13 protein-coding genes are annotated in these 14,409 nt (G+C 71.9%); 5 read left to right on the plus strand and 8 right to left on the minus strand.

Annotated features, from left to right (window positions below):
• The first annotated feature begins 128 nt into the window (after positions 1 to 128).
• Together OG429_RS17205 and OG429_RS17210 are read left to right on the plus strand one after the other, a co-directional pair.
• Positions 129 to 530 (plus strand): hypothetical protein, encoded by a 402-nt coding sequence (locus OG429_RS17205; RefSeq protein ID WP_328926195.1) that lies wholly within the window; start codon positions 129 to 131, stop codon positions 528 to 530.
• Between the two features lie 31 nt (positions 531 to 561).
• Positions 562 to 960 (plus strand): VOC family protein, encoded by a 399-nt coding sequence (locus OG429_RS17210; RefSeq protein WP_328926196.1) that lies wholly within the window; start codon positions 562 to 564, stop codon positions 958 to 960.
• Here the strand turns inward: OG429_RS17210 and OG429_RS17215 are convergent.
• The 3 genes from OG429_RS17215 to OG429_RS17225 all read right to left on the minus strand — a co-directional run bounded on the left by OG429_RS17215 (position 924) and on the right by OG429_RS17225 (position 3,803).
• Entirely contained in the window at positions 924 to 1,751 is an 828-nt protein-coding gene (locus OG429_RS17215) for a bestrophin-like domain (RefSeq protein ID WP_328926197.1), read from the minus strand. The genes OG429_RS17210 and OG429_RS17215 overlap by 37 nt on opposite strands.
• Before the next feature lie 101 nt (positions 1,752 to 1,852).
• On the minus strand, positions 1,853 to 2,110 hold the full coding sequence (locus OG429_RS17220; RefSeq protein ID WP_328926198.1) for a hypothetical protein: 258 nt from the start codon (positions 2,108 to 2,110) through the stop codon (positions 1,853 to 1,855).
• 121 nt (positions 2,111 to 2,231) lie between these two features.
• The gene (locus OG429_RS17225) at positions 2,232 to 3,803 is read right to left on the minus strand and encodes an APC family permease (protein WP_328926199.1); all 1,572 of its coding nucleotides are present in this window, start codon (positions 3,801 to 3,803) and stop codon (positions 2,232 to 2,234) included.
• A gap of 284 nt (positions 3,804 to 4,087) precedes the next feature.
• Here OG429_RS17225 and OG429_RS17230 point away from each other — a divergent pair, with 284 nt between their 5' ends.
• From OG429_RS17230 to OG429_RS17240, 3 genes are all read left to right on the plus strand, one after another.
• Positions 4,088 to 4,771, plus strand: coding sequence for a hypothetical protein (locus OG429_RS17230; RefSeq protein WP_328926200.1), 684 nt, complete (start codon positions 4,088 to 4,090; stop codon positions 4,769 to 4,771).
• A gap of 93 nt (positions 4,772 to 4,864) precedes the next feature.
• Complete coding sequence (locus OG429_RS17235; protein WP_328926201.1) at positions 4,865 to 5,953, plus strand: DNA alkylation repair protein; 1,089 nt, start codon at positions 4,865 to 4,867, stop codon at positions 5,951 to 5,953.
• Between the two features lie 54 nt (positions 5,954 to 6,007).
• On the plus strand, positions 6,008 to 7,849 hold the full coding sequence (locus OG429_RS17240; protein ID WP_328926202.1) for a hypothetical protein: 1,842 nt from the start codon (positions 6,008 to 6,010) through the stop codon (positions 7,847 to 7,849).
• 57 nt (positions 7,850 to 7,906) lie between these two features.
• Here the strand turns inward: OG429_RS17240 and OG429_RS17245 are convergent, their stop codons facing one another.
• From OG429_RS17245 to OG429_RS17265, 5 genes are all read right to left on the minus strand, one after another.
• Entirely contained in the window at positions 7,907 to 9,373 is a 1,467-nt protein-coding gene (locus OG429_RS17245) for an aldehyde dehydrogenase family protein (protein ID WP_328926203.1), read from the minus strand.
• Complete coding sequence (locus OG429_RS17250) at positions 9,370 to 11,109, minus strand: N-acyl-D-amino-acid deacylase family protein (protein WP_328926204.1); 1,740 nt, start codon at positions 11,107 to 11,109, stop codon at positions 9,370 to 9,372. The genes OG429_RS17245 and OG429_RS17250 overlap by 4 nt, the downstream gene beginning before the upstream one ends.
• 194 nt (positions 11,110 to 11,303) lie before the next feature.
• Positions 11,304 to 12,425: an LLM class flavin-dependent oxidoreductase gene (locus OG429_RS17255; RefSeq protein ID WP_328926205.1), complete on the minus strand. Its 1,122-nt coding sequence runs from the start codon at positions 12,423 to 12,425 to the stop codon at positions 11,304 to 11,306.
• Positions 12,426 to 12,541: 116 nt separating this feature from the next.
• Positions 12,542 to 13,327 carry an SDR family NAD(P)-dependent oxidoreductase gene (locus OG429_RS17260; RefSeq protein ID WP_328926206.1) on the minus strand — a complete coding sequence of 262 codons (786 nt, stop codon included), beginning with the start codon at positions 13,325 to 13,327 and terminating at the stop codon, positions 12,542 to 12,544.
• 11 nt (positions 13,328 to 13,338) lie between these two features.
• Positions 13,339 to 14,286, minus strand: coding sequence for an LLM class F420-dependent oxidoreductase (locus tag OG429_RS17265; protein WP_328926207.1), 948 nt, complete (start codon positions 14,284 to 14,286; stop codon positions 13,339 to 13,341).
• Positions 14,287 to 14,409 lie beyond the last annotated feature (123 nt).

The following is a 14,409-nucleotide window of genomic DNA, read 5'->3' on the forward strand; positions in this document are numbered from 1 at the left end:
CGCGTGGTCGGGTCGTCGCGCGCTCCACGCGTTCCGAGCGCCCCCGTTCGTGCCTTTCTGCTCCCCCTCGGGGCATGGCAACGTCGGCGCCCCCGGTGGGAGCCGGGGACCACAGGGGAGGAACTCATATGAACCGCAGCCTTCGACTCAAAGCCGTCCTGTCGGCCGCCGTGCTCGCGGCCACCGCACTGGTGCCGCTCGCGGCGACATCGGCGCAGGCCTGGCCCACCAGCGGAAGCGTCCGCCTGCAGGGCAAGATCGGCTGTAACTACGCGGCGTCCAACACGGTCAAGTGGGCGTGGGTCTCGGGCAGCAACGGGGAGAGCGGCTGGGCGGCGCTGGGATCGGGCGGCATGACCCGGCCCTACAGCTTCCAGTTCAACCGGGTGCCGACGTCCACCATGACGGTCACGGTGAAGTGGGGGTGCGCGACCGACGGCGAACACAGCACCCAGTTCGGGCTGAACCGGCCCGCCACGGGAACGACCGCGACCCGCAACATCTGTTACTGGTCGCCCTGTTGGCTCTGACGTCCGGCGCTGCCGCCGTAGGCTGCGGCGCATGATCGATTCACATGCCCACATACGCGTCGCCCGGCCGTCCCTCGACCTCAAGGCCGCCGAGCGGTTCTACGTGGACGGGCTCGGACTCGAAGTGCAGTGGCGCAGCGCCGTGAGCGAGCCCGGCGCGCACGACCTGTTGATGGTCGGGCCCGCCGGGGGCGCCTGGCACTTCGAGCTCACCCGGGACCCGCGGAACCCGGTGCTCCCCACGCCCACCGTCGACGACCTGTTCGTCGTCTACCTCGGCGAGGAGCCCGACGAGGCCCTCGTACGGCGGCTCGTCGAGCACGGCGGGACGCGCGTGGCCGCCCACAACCCGTACTGGGACGAGTGGGGGGTCACCGTCGAGGACCCCGACGGCTACCGACTCGTGCTCTGCTCCCGCTCCTGGGGCTGAGGGGCAGCCCAGAACTGCGACAGGGCCGCCTCCTTGTAGGGCGCCGGGCTCACGCTCAGGTCTCCCGCGAAGGGGCGGTCCATCGCCACCACCAGCAGCAGGCTGAAGCCGATCAGTCCCGCCACCGCCGACACGAACAGCAGCTGCATCTTCAGGCTGCGCAGCCCGAACAGGAACGTCAGCGGGAGGATCACCAATGCCCCGCCGTACACGAGCACTTGCAGCAGGATCGGCAGTGAGCTCTCGGCCATCGTGATGCGGGCCCGGCGCTGCGCGGCGACGTCGTTGAGGTGGGTGACCGCTTCGGCGTAGAAGGTCTCGGCGCGGGTTCCGGCCGGCTCGTACGCCTGGAGGGCCCGGTAGAGGTCGTGCGTCTGCGGCGCGGTCGCCTCGTAGCTCGGCCGCCCGTCGCGCATCAGCGGCCATTGCACCTCGACGACGGCGTGCGAGTACGCGCCCACCGCTTGAAGCACCCGCGCGCGGTCGGCCGGCGGGAAGGTGTCGGCGCTGCGCACGACGAGGGCCAGGTCGGTGGCCTCGGTCGCGACGATGTTCTGGGTGTTCTCCAGCTGGGTCCAGAGGGTGACGACGACGAAGGCGAGGATGATGCCGTAGATCGCGCCGAACATGCCGAGCGCGACTCCGACCATCTCGTTGTGCTCGCCCTTGGCGAGGTGCGGGAAGCGGCGGCGGGCGGCCAGGCTCCCGGCCGCGGCGAGGCCCGTGAGACCGCCGACGAGGAGGACGGCGATGACCAGTGTGCTGACGTGATTGAGCAACCAGAGGATCATGCGCTGCTCAACGAGCGCCCCCACCCGAAAGCCCCGCCTCCTGGCCGCCGGCCCGGCGGTCACTCGCCGGGCCGGCCATGGGACTCCCGTACCGGCTGAGGTCAGCCGACCTTGGGGGTCTTGGGGAGCCCGGACAGGGCCGTACCGGCGCCCGCCGTGGCGGAGCCGGCCGCCGCGGTCGTCGCGCCCAACGCCAGCTTCGTGTCCTGGACGGTCTGGGCCGGGTGGTCGACGATCTCGCCGACGCGCTGGGCGACCGGGGGCCCCTGGACGGCGGGCTCGTCGGCGTGGGCGGCGACGGGGGTGAGTGCGAGGGCGGCGCCGCCGGTGAGGACCAGGGCGGAAAGGGTGCGCTTCATGGCATTCATGCCCGGCCCAACGACCCCGCCGCACCTCGGGTCACCGCCCACCCCCACGTTGGAGTGAGCGGGCGGCCATCCACGGTCCGGGGATGGCTCGGCGGGTGGGGCGGGGGTGGAGTCAGTCCTCGACCACCAGGGCCGGGGTGGACTTCGTCAGGACCTCGCCGCGGAAGAAGGCCGGTCTGCGGCGTTCGGTGACGAACATGACGGCCAGGCCGAGGGCGAGCAGGCCGACGCCGATGACGAAGACGTTGCCGACGCCCAGGCCGGGGATCGTGGAGCCGGAGCCGTAGGAGGGGTCCCAGGCGTCGTACAGGGTCTTGGAGAAGACCGCGGCAAGCAGCAGGCCGCCCAGGACCGGGAAGACGCCCTTGAAGAACAGGTCGCGGACGCTGCGGCGCAGCTCGCCGCGGAAGTACCAGGCGCAGGCGAAGGCCGTCAGCGAGTAGTAGAAGCAGATCATCAGCCCGAGCGCGAAGATCGTGTCGGTCAGGACGTTCTCGCTGACCAGGGTCATCACGGTGTAGAAGGCGCCGGTGGCGATGCCCGCCACGACCGTGGCGCGGCCCGGGGTCTTGAAGCGCTCGTGGACCTTGGCGTACGAGGCCGGCAGCGCCTCGTAGGTCGACATGGCGAGGACCGTACGGGCCACCGGGATGAAGGTGGTCTGCAGGGAGGCGGCGGCCGAGGCGAGGACGGCGACGAAGAGCAGGATGCCGAGCAGCGGGCCCATGACGGGACCGGCGAGGGCCGCGAAGACGTTGCCGGAGGTCTCCTCGTTGGCCAGGCCGAGGCCTTCGCCGCCCGCGCCGACGGCCATCTGGGCGGCGACGCCGGTGGCGAGGTAGGAGCCGACCAGGACGACCATCGCGATGAGCGAGGCGCGGCCGGGGGTCTTCGTGGAGCCGGTGGTCTCCTCGTTGGTGGCCAGGCACGCGTCCCAGCCCCAGTACATGAAGATCGAGAGCGAGAGTCCGGCGGTGAAGGCCGCCATGGACTCGACCGCGAAGGGGTTCATCCAGGACCAGGAGAAGTCCAGGCCGGTGTCGAAGGTGCCGGCGGAGGCCTTCCGGAAGGCCATCGCGACGAAGACGGCGAGGACCAGGAGTTGGAGCCCGACCAGCGCGTACTGGACTCCCTTGGTCGCCGTCATGCCGCGGTAGCTGATGGCGGTCGCGACGGCGATCAGGGTGAGGCAGGTGGCGATGTGGACGAGCTTGTTGTCGTCCAGGGCCGCGATCGACGGATCGCTCGTGATCTCGCCGGCCAGCAGCCAGAAGTAGGAGGTGGCGACGCCGGCCAGGTTGGAGAGCACGATGATCGTGGCGATCACCAGGCCCCAGCCGCACATCCAGCCGATCCGCGGGCCGAAGGCCTTGACGGTCCAGGTGAAGGAGGTGCCGCAGTCCGGCATGGCCTTGTTGAGCTCGCGGTACGCGAAGGCGACCAGCAGCATCGGGAGGAAGCCGGCCAGGAACACCGCCGGCATCTGGACGCCGACCTCACCTGCCGTGGACCCGAGGGTCGAGGTCAGGCAGTAGACGGGGGCGACGGTGGAGATGCCGATGACGGCGCTGCCCACCAGCCCGACGGACCCCTTGCCGAGGCCCTTGCCGCGCACGTCTCCCCCGCCCTGGGCGACGCCGTTCACCGTGTCTGCGGCCCGGGGCCGAACGTCCAGCTGAGTCATGGGTCAGGACGTTAGAGGGTGCGTTTTCCATATCCGGAAGTCTTAAGTCCGAATTTCGGACGGCCTGGGGCCCTTGGAAGCCGAGATCAAGACGGTTCACGAGAGCGCAATACAAGGCTCACGCGATACGTGCCCATGGATCGACAGGCGCCGAACATCTCGTTCCATGATGCGGAAACCGCAGCCGTGCCCCTTTTGCCCGCTTTCAAACTTTCCCCTGTGACCGCCGTCACCCGCGGCGGGTCGCTTGCTGTGGACATGATCATGAATCTAAAGTCCCAGCCGTGCGTAACAAGTCGATAGTCATCACGGCCACAGCCGTCACGGCCCTGCTCACCCTCACCGCCTGCGGAGGCAGCGGGAACCCTTCGCTCGGCGGCATCGGCGGGGATTCCGTCGCCGGCCCCGCCAACGGAGAGGGAGACGGCGGCCCCCACGAGGGCACCCTCGAGAACCCCACGAAGAACGGCGGCGTCAACGGCAACGCCCCCAAGAACGGGACGGCGTTCCAGAAGCTCCCCAAGGCGGCGACCATGGCCGCGGCCGCCCGCTTCGTCAACGGATTCACCCGCTGCGACCCGATCAAGCCCGTCACCTCGGGCAGCAACGGATCGAGCACGGGCCCGGACGAGAAGTTCATCAAGGCCGCCACCGTCACCGAGCACGGAACCTGCGGCAGCAGGGGCCGCACCTCGATCTACATGATCAAGGATCCGAAGGCCTTCCAGACCGCCTTCAAGGCCGAGATCGCCGCGAAGGGGGGCGGCGGAAACCCCAACGGCGGCATCGTCATCGGACAGGACTTCGCCGTGGGATCCGAGAGCTCGGACGCCATGAGCTCCCTGCTGACCCCGCAGGCCGGACTCCTGATGCTCAACTGCCACCCGGAGTTCACCGCGCCGAGCGGCTACCGGAAGGAACCCGCCCTGGTGAAGGGCTGCGTCCTCACCGACTACTACGTGGACTGAGCGGGCGACCCGGCACGACCGGGCCCGCAGCGCAGCGGATGCCGCCCCGTCCGGGAGCCCCCGGACCGGGGCGGCATCCGCAAGACTGTCCCCATGCCCACGGCCGATGAGCTCCTCAGCGCGGAAACCGTCAGCACCCTGGCCCGGCTGCTCGCCCGGGCGGGCGGCCGCCGGTCCTCGCCCGCCCTGCGCGCCCGGGCCGGCGCGCTCGACGGACTGACGTACAGCGGCCGCGTCGGCGCCGTCCGCGACGCCGTGCTCGCCGACCTCCCCGAGGACTGGCCCGGCTTCGAGGCCGTCGTGCGCACCGCCCTCGCCGACCCCGGCTTCACGGGCTGGATGACCTTCCCCGTCAACGAGGCCGTCGCCGTCCGCGGGCTGGAGGTGTTCGTGCCCGGGCTGGCACTGCTGCACGACCTCACCTCCCGGCTGACCGCCGAATCCGCCGTACGGCCCTTCCTGCGCGCCGACCCTGCGCGCGCCCTGACCGTCGTACGGACGTGGACGGACGACCCTGACCCCCACGTGCGGCGCCTCGCCAGCGAGGGCACCCGGCCCCGGCTGCCCTGGGCCCCGCAGCTGCCCGCGTTCGTCGCCGACCCGCGCCCGGCCCTTCCGGTGCTGGACGCCCTCTACCGCGACGAGTCCGAGTACGTCCGCCGCTCCGTCTCCAACCACCTCAACGACATCAGCCGCGACCACCCCGCCCTCGCCGTCGAGACCGCGGCCCGCTGGCTGGCCCGGCCCACGGGCACGACGGACCGCGTCGTACGGCACGGCCTGCGCACCCTGATCAAGGCCGGGCGGCCCGAGGCGCTGACCCTGCTCGGGCACTCCCCGGACGTGCCGGTCGCCGTCCACGGGCCGCAGGTCACCACCCCGCGGGTCACCGTCGGCGAGTACCTCGTCTTCGACTACGCGGTCACCAACACCGGCACGCTCCCGGCCGAACTCGTCGTCGACTACGTCGTGCACCACACGAAGGCGAACGGCGCCCGCACGCCCAAGGTCTTCAAACTCCTCACCCGCGCCGTGGCCCCCGGCGAAACCCTCAGCGGCACCAAGCGGCACTCCTTCAAGCCGATCACCACCCGCCGCTACCACTCCGGCGAGCACCTGGTGCAGCTCCAGGTCAACGGCCGGGTCCGCGGCGAGGCGGGATTTTCGTTGGACGCGTCCTGACCCGGCCTGGCAGGCTCGCCGCATGACCCATGGAATCGAGTCCCACCCCGCCCGATGACCGTCCGCGACGAGCGCGAGCCGCTCGACCCCCGGACGACCTCCCTGTACGACTACGCCCTCTTCCGGATCGGCATCGAGCCGGAGGGGCGGGTTCCGCGCCGCGGCCATCCCCTGCCCGAGGGGCCCCCGCCGGCACCCGACCGCCCTCACCCGACCTGGGAACGGGCACGGGCCGAAGTGAGCGCCGCCCTCGCCCCCCTGCTGGCCGACCCCGACCCCGTACGGGCCGCCGAGGCCGTCCACCGGCGGGCCGGCGAGCTGGGGATGCCCCTGCGCACCGTCCGCGCGCACACCGCGCGCCTCGACCTGCCCGACGAGGACGCCGCCCGGGCCACCGCCCGCCATCTGACCCGTACCGGTAGCACCGCAGCGGCCGTCGGCATCGGGATCGCCCTGCTGATCCGCCTCGGCGAACCGGAGGACGTGCCCGTCCTTAAGGCCCTCGGCACGCTCTGCGGCCTCTCGTCCGTGGCGACCGCCGCACTCGACCCGCTCGACCGGCAGGCGGCCGCCCTCCTGGTGATCCGCGGCCGGGACCGGTCCGAGCTGCTGACCCCGCTCGTCGACGCGATCGCCACCGGCGACGCGGAAGCCGTCCGGGCGGCGCTCGTCGCGGTGCCCGACGATCCACGGGCCTTGCTCTGCGCCCGGCGCATCGCCGAGGCCGCCGACCTCGACGGGTTGCTGCGCGCCCACCCGGGGGACCCCGCACTGCTGGCCCTGGCGGCCCGCCTGGTGCACCGGATGTCCCGCGATCTGGGGCGCCGGGCCGAGATCCTCGACTACCTGCCCGCCACGAACGTGTACGCGTACGTCCTCGGGCAGGCCGACCGGCTGCCCCCGGGCCCGGAGCTCCACGAGCTGCTCCTCTCCATCGCCCTCGACCTGCACAGCGGGCCCGCCGCACTGCTGGACTGGCGGCCCCACCGGCGGGAGGCCTTGCTCGGCGGCCTGGAGCGGCTGTTGGCCGGGCCCGCGTGGGCCCTCCGGTCCGGCGCGCCGCCCGGGGGCGAGGACCCCGCGCGGGCAGCGGAGCGGCGCCGCGCGGACTGGATCCGGCGTACCGGGCGCAAACCGTTCGCCGGTACGCCGGCGACGGGCCCGCACCCGCGCTGGGAGGTGGCCGTGGTCCACGACGCCGCGGACTCGAACTCCGTCGAGACCCGGATCCTGGTGGACGGGCTCCCGCTCGTCCCCGCACTGTTCGGGAAGGGGCCGGGCCTGTCACCCGAGTACCTGGTCGACGGCGGCGGACTCCGCGCCGGACCGGAGCCCCGGGAGGTGCAGCTCGCCGAGGCGCAGTGCACCGAAGGCTGCTGCGGCGCGCTGTACGTGACGATCCGCCGGGACGGCGACGCGGTGGTGTGGGACGGCTGGCGCGGGGCGGTCGGCCCGCAGCCGCCCCCGTACCGCTTCGACGCGGCCGCCTACGACGCCGAGCTCGAACGCGCCGAGCGGGACCACTCCTGGTGCTGGCCGGCCCGCCGCACGGCGCGGCTCATCTCGGCGGGCCTGCGGGAGCGGCCCGACCTGCTGGGACGGTGGGACCTCGCACCCGTGTGGATCCACACGGACCACCGCGAGCCGCACATCACGGTGCTGCGGTTCGTGTTCTCCGCCCCGGACGGCGCCGAGGACCCGCACGGGAACCCGCTGCGGCTGTATTTCGACTGGCACCTGCCCGACGACGGCAGCCCGCCGGAGGACCGGGCGGCCTCCGCTCTGGAACGCATCGCGGAATCCGACCCGAAGGGCTTCGCCCGGCTCCAGCGGGGCAGCAGCGGGCTCGCCGCCGCCCTCGGGTACGCCTGGGGCGGATCCGGCCAGGAGGCGTAGGAACGGGCGGCCGGCCGGGGGACACTCCCCCGGCCGGCCGCCCGCCGCCGCCCTGTCTCAGCCCGTCCAGACGATCGACTGCATCTCGCTGTACGCGTGCAAGGCGTACGAGCCCACGTCCCGGCCCACGCCCGACCTCTTGAAGCCGCCGAACGGCGCCTCCATGTTCCGGCCGATGGTGTTCACGCCCACCCCGCCCGCCCGCAGCCGCCGCGCCACGCGGAACGCGCGTGCGGAGTCCCCGGACCACACGTAGCTGAGCAGGCCGAAGTCGCTGTCGTTGGCCAGCTCGACGGCCTGGTCCTCGCCCCCGTCGAAGGGCACGACCACGACGACCGGGCCGAAGATCTCCTCCCGGACCACGCGCATGTCGTTCGTGCAGTCCACCAGCAGGGTCGGCGCCACGTAGAAACCGCGGCCGTCCCCGACGACCGGGCGCTCGCCGCCGTACGCGATCCGCGCCCCCTCCTTGCGGCCCAGCTCGACGTACGACTCCACGCGGTCCCGGTGCGCCGCCGAGATCACCGGGCCCACCACCGTGCCCTGCACCTTCGGGTCGCCGACCTTCATGAAGGCCAGGTAGCCGGTCAGCTTCTCGACCAGCTGCCCGTAGACCGAGCGGTGCACGATCACCCGCGTCGGAGCCGTGCAGATCTGCCCGGAGTAGAAGGAGAAGGTCGTCCCGATCCCCATCACCGCCGCGTCCAGGTCGGCGTCCTCCAGGACGACGGCCGCGCCCTTGCCGCCCAGCTCCATCAGCTGCCGCTTCATCGTCCGGCCGCAGACCTCCGCGATGCGCTGGCCGACACCCGTGGAACCGGTGAAGGACACCATGTCCACGTACGGGGAGTCCACGGCGGCCTCGCCGACCTCCACCGCCTGCCCGCCGACCACGTTCACCACGCCCGCCGGAACCCCGGCCTCCGCGAGTGCCTCGGCCATCTTGAACACCGACAGCGGGTCCTGCGGGGCCGGTTTGACCACCACCGTGTTGCCCATGGCCAGGGCCGGGGCGACCTTGCCCGCCGGGTTGGCCCACGGGTTGTTGTACGAGGTGATGCAGGTGACCACGCCGACCGGCTGGCGCACCTCCAGGGCTCCGAGGACACTCGCCTTCCCCATCGGGCCGGCCTCGGTGACCTGCGGCGGAAGGCCCCTCTCCACCGGTTCCAGGGCGCCCTTCGCGTACCGCCTGAAGCGCGAGACCCCGACGCCGACCTGCATCCCGCGCGCGATGCCCGTCGGCGCGCCCGTCTCCGCCCGGGCCAGGGCCGCCCACGGCTCGAACTCCCGCTGGATGATGTCCGCGGCCCGGTCGAGGATCGCCGCCCGCTCCTCCGGCCTCGTACGGGACCACGCGCCGAATGCCTCGGCCGCGGCCCGCGCCGCCTCCTCGACCTGGGCCCGCGAGGCCTCGGGCGCGAGCCCGGCCACCGACTCGTCCGCCGGGTCGACCACCTCGTAGTGGCCGCCGTCGGGTTCCACCCACTCGCCGCCGATGAAGAGCCTCTGCGCTTCGGTCACCGCGTGCTCACCGTCCTCGTGTCCCGGCCCGACCGGAGCACGACGCCCGGAATCGCGCCCGTCACCTCGTCGTCGCGGATGGTCTCCACGCCGTTGACCCGTACCGAGACGATCCCGATGGCCCGCGCGTCCAGCCGCGGGCTGTCCCCGGGCAGGTCGTGGACCAGCGTCGCCGGTCCGGCCTCGATGCGCGCCGGATCGAAGAGCACCAGGTCCGCGTGGTAGCCCTCGGTGATGCGGCCTCGCTCGCGCAGCCCGAACAGCCGGGCCGGATCGTCGGTGAGCATCCGTACCGCCTGCTCCAGCGGCACCAGCTTGCGGCCGCGCAGGCAGTCGCCGAGGAAGCGGGTCGTGTACGGGGCCCCGCACATGCGGTCCAGGTGCGCGCCCGCGTCGGAGCCGCCGAGCATGACGTCCTCGTGCTGCCAGGTCTCGGCGCGCAGCGCCCAGCTGGCGGGGTCGTTGTCGGTGGGCATCGGCCACAGGACCGTACGGAGGTCGTCGTTGGCGCAGATCTCCACCAGGCAGTGGAAGGGGTCCTGGCCGCGCTCGGCCGCGATGTCGCGCACGACGCGGCCGGAGAGGCCCTCGTTCTCCTTGCTGTACGTGTCGCCGATGACATAGCGGCCGAAGTTGGCGAGGCGCCGGAAGACTCCGGCCTCCTTGCTGTCGGCGCGGCGCAGCATCTCGGCCCGCACGTCCGCGTCGCGCAGCCTCGCGATCCGCTCGGGGACGGGCAGGGCGAGGACCTCGCCCCAGCCGGGGATGAGGTTGAGCGCGCAGAAGGTGCCCAGCGACATGTTCATGGGGGTGAGGATCGGCATCGTCAGCGCCACGATGCGGCCGCCGGCCTTGCGGGCGCGTTCGCTGGGGATCAGCTGGCGCGGGACCCGCTCGGGGACGGAGGCGTCGATGGTGAGGACGTTCCAGTTCAGGGGCCGTCCGGCGGCGGCGCTCATCTCGACGAAGAGGTCGATCTCCTCGTCGGAGAACTGGTCGAGGCAGCCCGCGACGATCGCCTCCAGCTGGGTGCCCTCGTGTTCGGCGACGGCCTTGGAGAGCGCGAGGAGTTCGCCGGGCCCGGCGTGCCGGGAGGCGACGGGGGCGCCGGCGCCGTCGGAGTGCGTGGAGGACTGGGTGGTGGACAGGCCCCAGGCGCCGGCGTCCATGGCGTCGTGGAAGAGGTCGATCATCTGCTGGAGCTGTTCGGGCGTGGGCTGGCCGCCGACGGCGTCCTCGCCCATGACGTGGCGGCGCAGTGCGCAGTGGCCGACCATGAAGCCGGCGTTGACGGCGATCCGGCCCTCCAGGGCGTCGAGGTACTCGCCGAAGGTGGACCAGGTCCAGTCGACGCCCTCCTCCAGGGCCTTGAGGGCCATGCCCTCGACCTTGCTCATCATGCGGCGGGTGTAGTCGGCGTCTTCCGGGCGGGCCGGGTTGAGGGGGGCCAGGGTGAAGCCGCAGTTCCCGCCGGCGACGGTGGTGACGCCGTGGTTCATGGAGGGGGTGGCGTACGGGTCCCAGAACAGCTGGGCGTCGTAGTGCGTGTGCGGGTCGACGAAGCCGGGGGTGAGGACGAGGCCGGTGGCGTCCTCGCTGGTGCGGGCCTCTTCGGTGACGGTGCCGGGCGCCGCGATGACGACGATCCGGCCGTCGCGCAGGCCGACGTCCGCGACGCGGGCGGGGGCGCCTGTGCCGTCGACGACGGTGGCGCCCTTGATCAGGTGGTCGAGCATGACGTCCCTTCTGCCGGTGTTCGCGTTGCGCGCCGTGTGCTGGGGCTCTGCCCCCGCGTGCCCCGGCCGGAGGCCGCCGGGCGGCCGCGGCCTCGGCATGACCTCCGGCCGGGGCCGGTGTGGGACGGCGGTCCGGGAAGACGCCGTCCCCGTTCTCCCCGCCTGGGGGTCCCTCCCAGCGGTAGCTGGGGGAGTCAGACGGCCTGGCGGAAGCGCGTCGTGCGGTGGACCGGGTCCGTGTCGATCTCCGGGATCACGTGCTCGCCGATGAGCTTGATCGTGGTCATCGTGTCCTCGTACGACACCCCGGTCGGCAGGCCGAAGGACAGCTGGTCCGCGCCCGCCTGTTCCCAGCGCCTGCACTGCTGGAGGACCTCCGACGGGTCACCGCAGATCAGCAGCTCCTCGGCGATCAGCAGCTCGATGATCTCCGCGTTGTACTCGGGCAGCAGCTCGGGCCACTGCGGGATGGCCTCCGGCCGCGGGAAGGTGTCGTGGTAGCGGAAGACCAGCGACTGGAAGCGGTTCATGTGGGCGTTGACGGCGATCTCGACCGCCTTGTCGTGGGTCTCGGCGCATATCGCGGTCGAGGTGACCATGACGTTGTCGTTGACGAAGGCGCCGATGGCCTTCGCCTCCTGGATCGCCGTCTTGTACTGGTCCAGCACCCACTCCATGTCCGAGACCTTCTGGACGCTGAAGCCGAGGACCCCGAGCCCCTTCTTCGCCGCCATCGCGTACGAGGACGGGGACCCGGCGGCGTACCACATCGCCGGGTGCGCCTTGCCGTACGGCTTGGGGAAGATCTTCCGCGGCGGCAGCGACCAGTGCTTGCCCTGGAACCCCTCGTACTCCTCCTGGAGGAACATCTTGGGGAACTCCGCGATGGTCTCCTCCCAGATCTCCTTCGTGCCGTTCATGTCCTCGATGCCGGGCAGGAACCCGAGGATCTCGTGGCTGCCGGCGCCGCGGCCGGTGCCGAACTCGAAGCGGCCCTTGGAGAGGTGGTCGAGCATGGCGACCTTCTCGGCGACCTTCACCGGGTGGTTCACCGGCGCGAGCGGGTTGAAGATGCCGGAGCCGAGGTGGATCCGCTCGGTGGCGTGCGCGAGGTACCCGAGGAAGACCTCGTTCGCCGAGAGGTGTGAATACTCCTCCAGGAAGTGGTGCTCGGAGGCCCAGGCGTACTTGAAGCCCGACTTGTCTGCCTGGATGACGTAGTCGGTCTCCTCGATCAGCGCCTTGTGCTCTGCCTCGGGGTCGACCTTGGACCGTGACTCGGCCACGTATCCCTGCACGAAGAGCCCGAATTCCAAGGGGGTTCACCGTCCTTTGATTTCTGACGTTGCGTCAGATTCGATGTCTCGACTGTTCCATCGGCGGGGGCGGAGCGTCAATACCTGACGCTCCATCAGATATGACTGGAAGGTGGCTAGAGGATGCTGACGCCGGCCATCCAGCCGCCGTCGATCACGAAGGGCTGGCCGGTGATGTACGAGGAGTCCTCGCCGGTCAGGAAGAGGGCGAGCTTCGCGATCTCCTCCGGCTGCCCCACCCGCCCCATCGGGACGACCCGCTTGTACAGCTCCGCCATCGCGTCCCTGGCCTCGTCGGTCATGTTCGCCGGGTCCAGCAGGCCGGGATTGGCCATCGGGGTGTCCACGGCACCCGGGCACATCGCGTTGACCCGGATCCCCTTGCCCGCCAGCTCCAGCGCCGCCACCCGGGTCAAGCCGAGGATGGCCGCCTTGGTCGCGGCGTACGCGCCGACGTAACTCATGCCCGTCAGGCCCGTGTACGAGGAGGTGTTGACGATCGTGCCGCCGCCGGCCGCCTCGATCTCGGGGGCGACGGACTTGATGCCGAGGAAGGCGCCCACCTGGTTGACCTGGACCACCTGCTGGAACTCCTCCAGCGGGGTCGCGGTCAGCTCGTTGAAGCGCAGGATGCCCGCGTTGTTGACGAGGCCGTCGACCGGGCCGAAGGCCTCCTTCGCGGCGGCGACCGCCCCGGCCCAGTCCTCTTCGCGGCTCACGTCGAGGCGTACGTACCGGGCCCGGTCCTCGCCGATCTCCTTGGCCACGGCGGCGCCCTGCTCGTCCAGCACGTCACCGAGGAGCACCTTGGCCCCCTCGGCGGCGAAGAGGCGGGCCTCCTGCTCGCCCTGGCCCCGTGCGGCGCCGGTGATGATCACGACGCGCCCGTCCAGCTTGCCCATGGTCACGACTCCTAGTCGTTGAGAAGCGGGGCCACCTCGGCCCCGAAAGCGGTGATCTGGTCGACGAGTTCGGCGCGGTCGCGATTGCGGAACCGGACCTGGATCTGGTCGACGCCGAGCGCCTTGTACTCCCGCAGGGACTCGGCGAGCGCCTCCGCCTTGCCGGTGAGGGCGCGGCGGCCGGTGTCCCAGCCGGGCTCGCCGACGTACAGCGGCTCGGTGATCGCGCCGAACTCGACGGGCCCGGTGACTCCGGCCGCCTCGCGGAGCTCCTTGATACGGGCGATCTGCGCCGGGAGCCTGTAGCGCGGGTCGCCCTGCGGGAGCCAGCCGTCGCCGCGGACGGCGGCCCGGCGCACGGCGGCGGGCGAGGAGCCGCCCACCCAGACGGGGATCCGCTCCTGGGCGGGCCGGGGCAGCTGGCCGAGGTCCTTGAAGGAGAACAGTTCGCCCTCGAACTCCGGGTACTCCTCGGGCCCCAGCGCCGCCCGCAGCACGTCGAGGGTCTCGTCGAGGACGGCTCCGCGCCGGGCGAAGTCCACGCCGAGGACCTCGAACTCCTCCTGCACGTGCCCGGCGCCGACGCCGAGGATCAGCCGCCCGCCGGAGAGGTGGTCGAGGGTGGCGTACTGCTTGGCGCTGATCAGCGGGTGGCGCAGGCCGAGGATCGCGACGTGGCTCAGCAGCCGCACGTGCTCGGTGATGCCGGCGAGGAAGGACAGGGTGGCCACCGGGTCGTACCAGACGGTGCTCATGGGTCCGGCGAGCCGGCGCGGGATGGCGACGTGGTCGCAGGTGGCGACGTAGCCGAAGCCGGCCCGGTCGGCGGCCCGCGCCACCTCGGCGAGATCGGCGGCGGTGGCCGACGCCTCCCAGGGCTCGGCGTAGATGGTGCTCTGCGACTGGACCGGGAGCTGCATCCCGTGGACCAGCCGCCCTTCCGGAAACACGCGCGCCATGGCGGACCCGCCTCGCCTTCGACTAGTCGTCTGCTTCGTCGGCCTCGACTGCTGCGTCTGCCGATTCGTCATATCGGTGCCGGGCCATCGTCGTAGCTGACGATCCGTCAGGCAAGGGGTCCG

Source organism: Streptomyces sp. NBC_00190 (assembly GCF_036203305.1).
Lineage (GTDB): Bacteria > Actinomycetota > Actinomycetes > Streptomycetales > Streptomycetaceae > Streptomyces.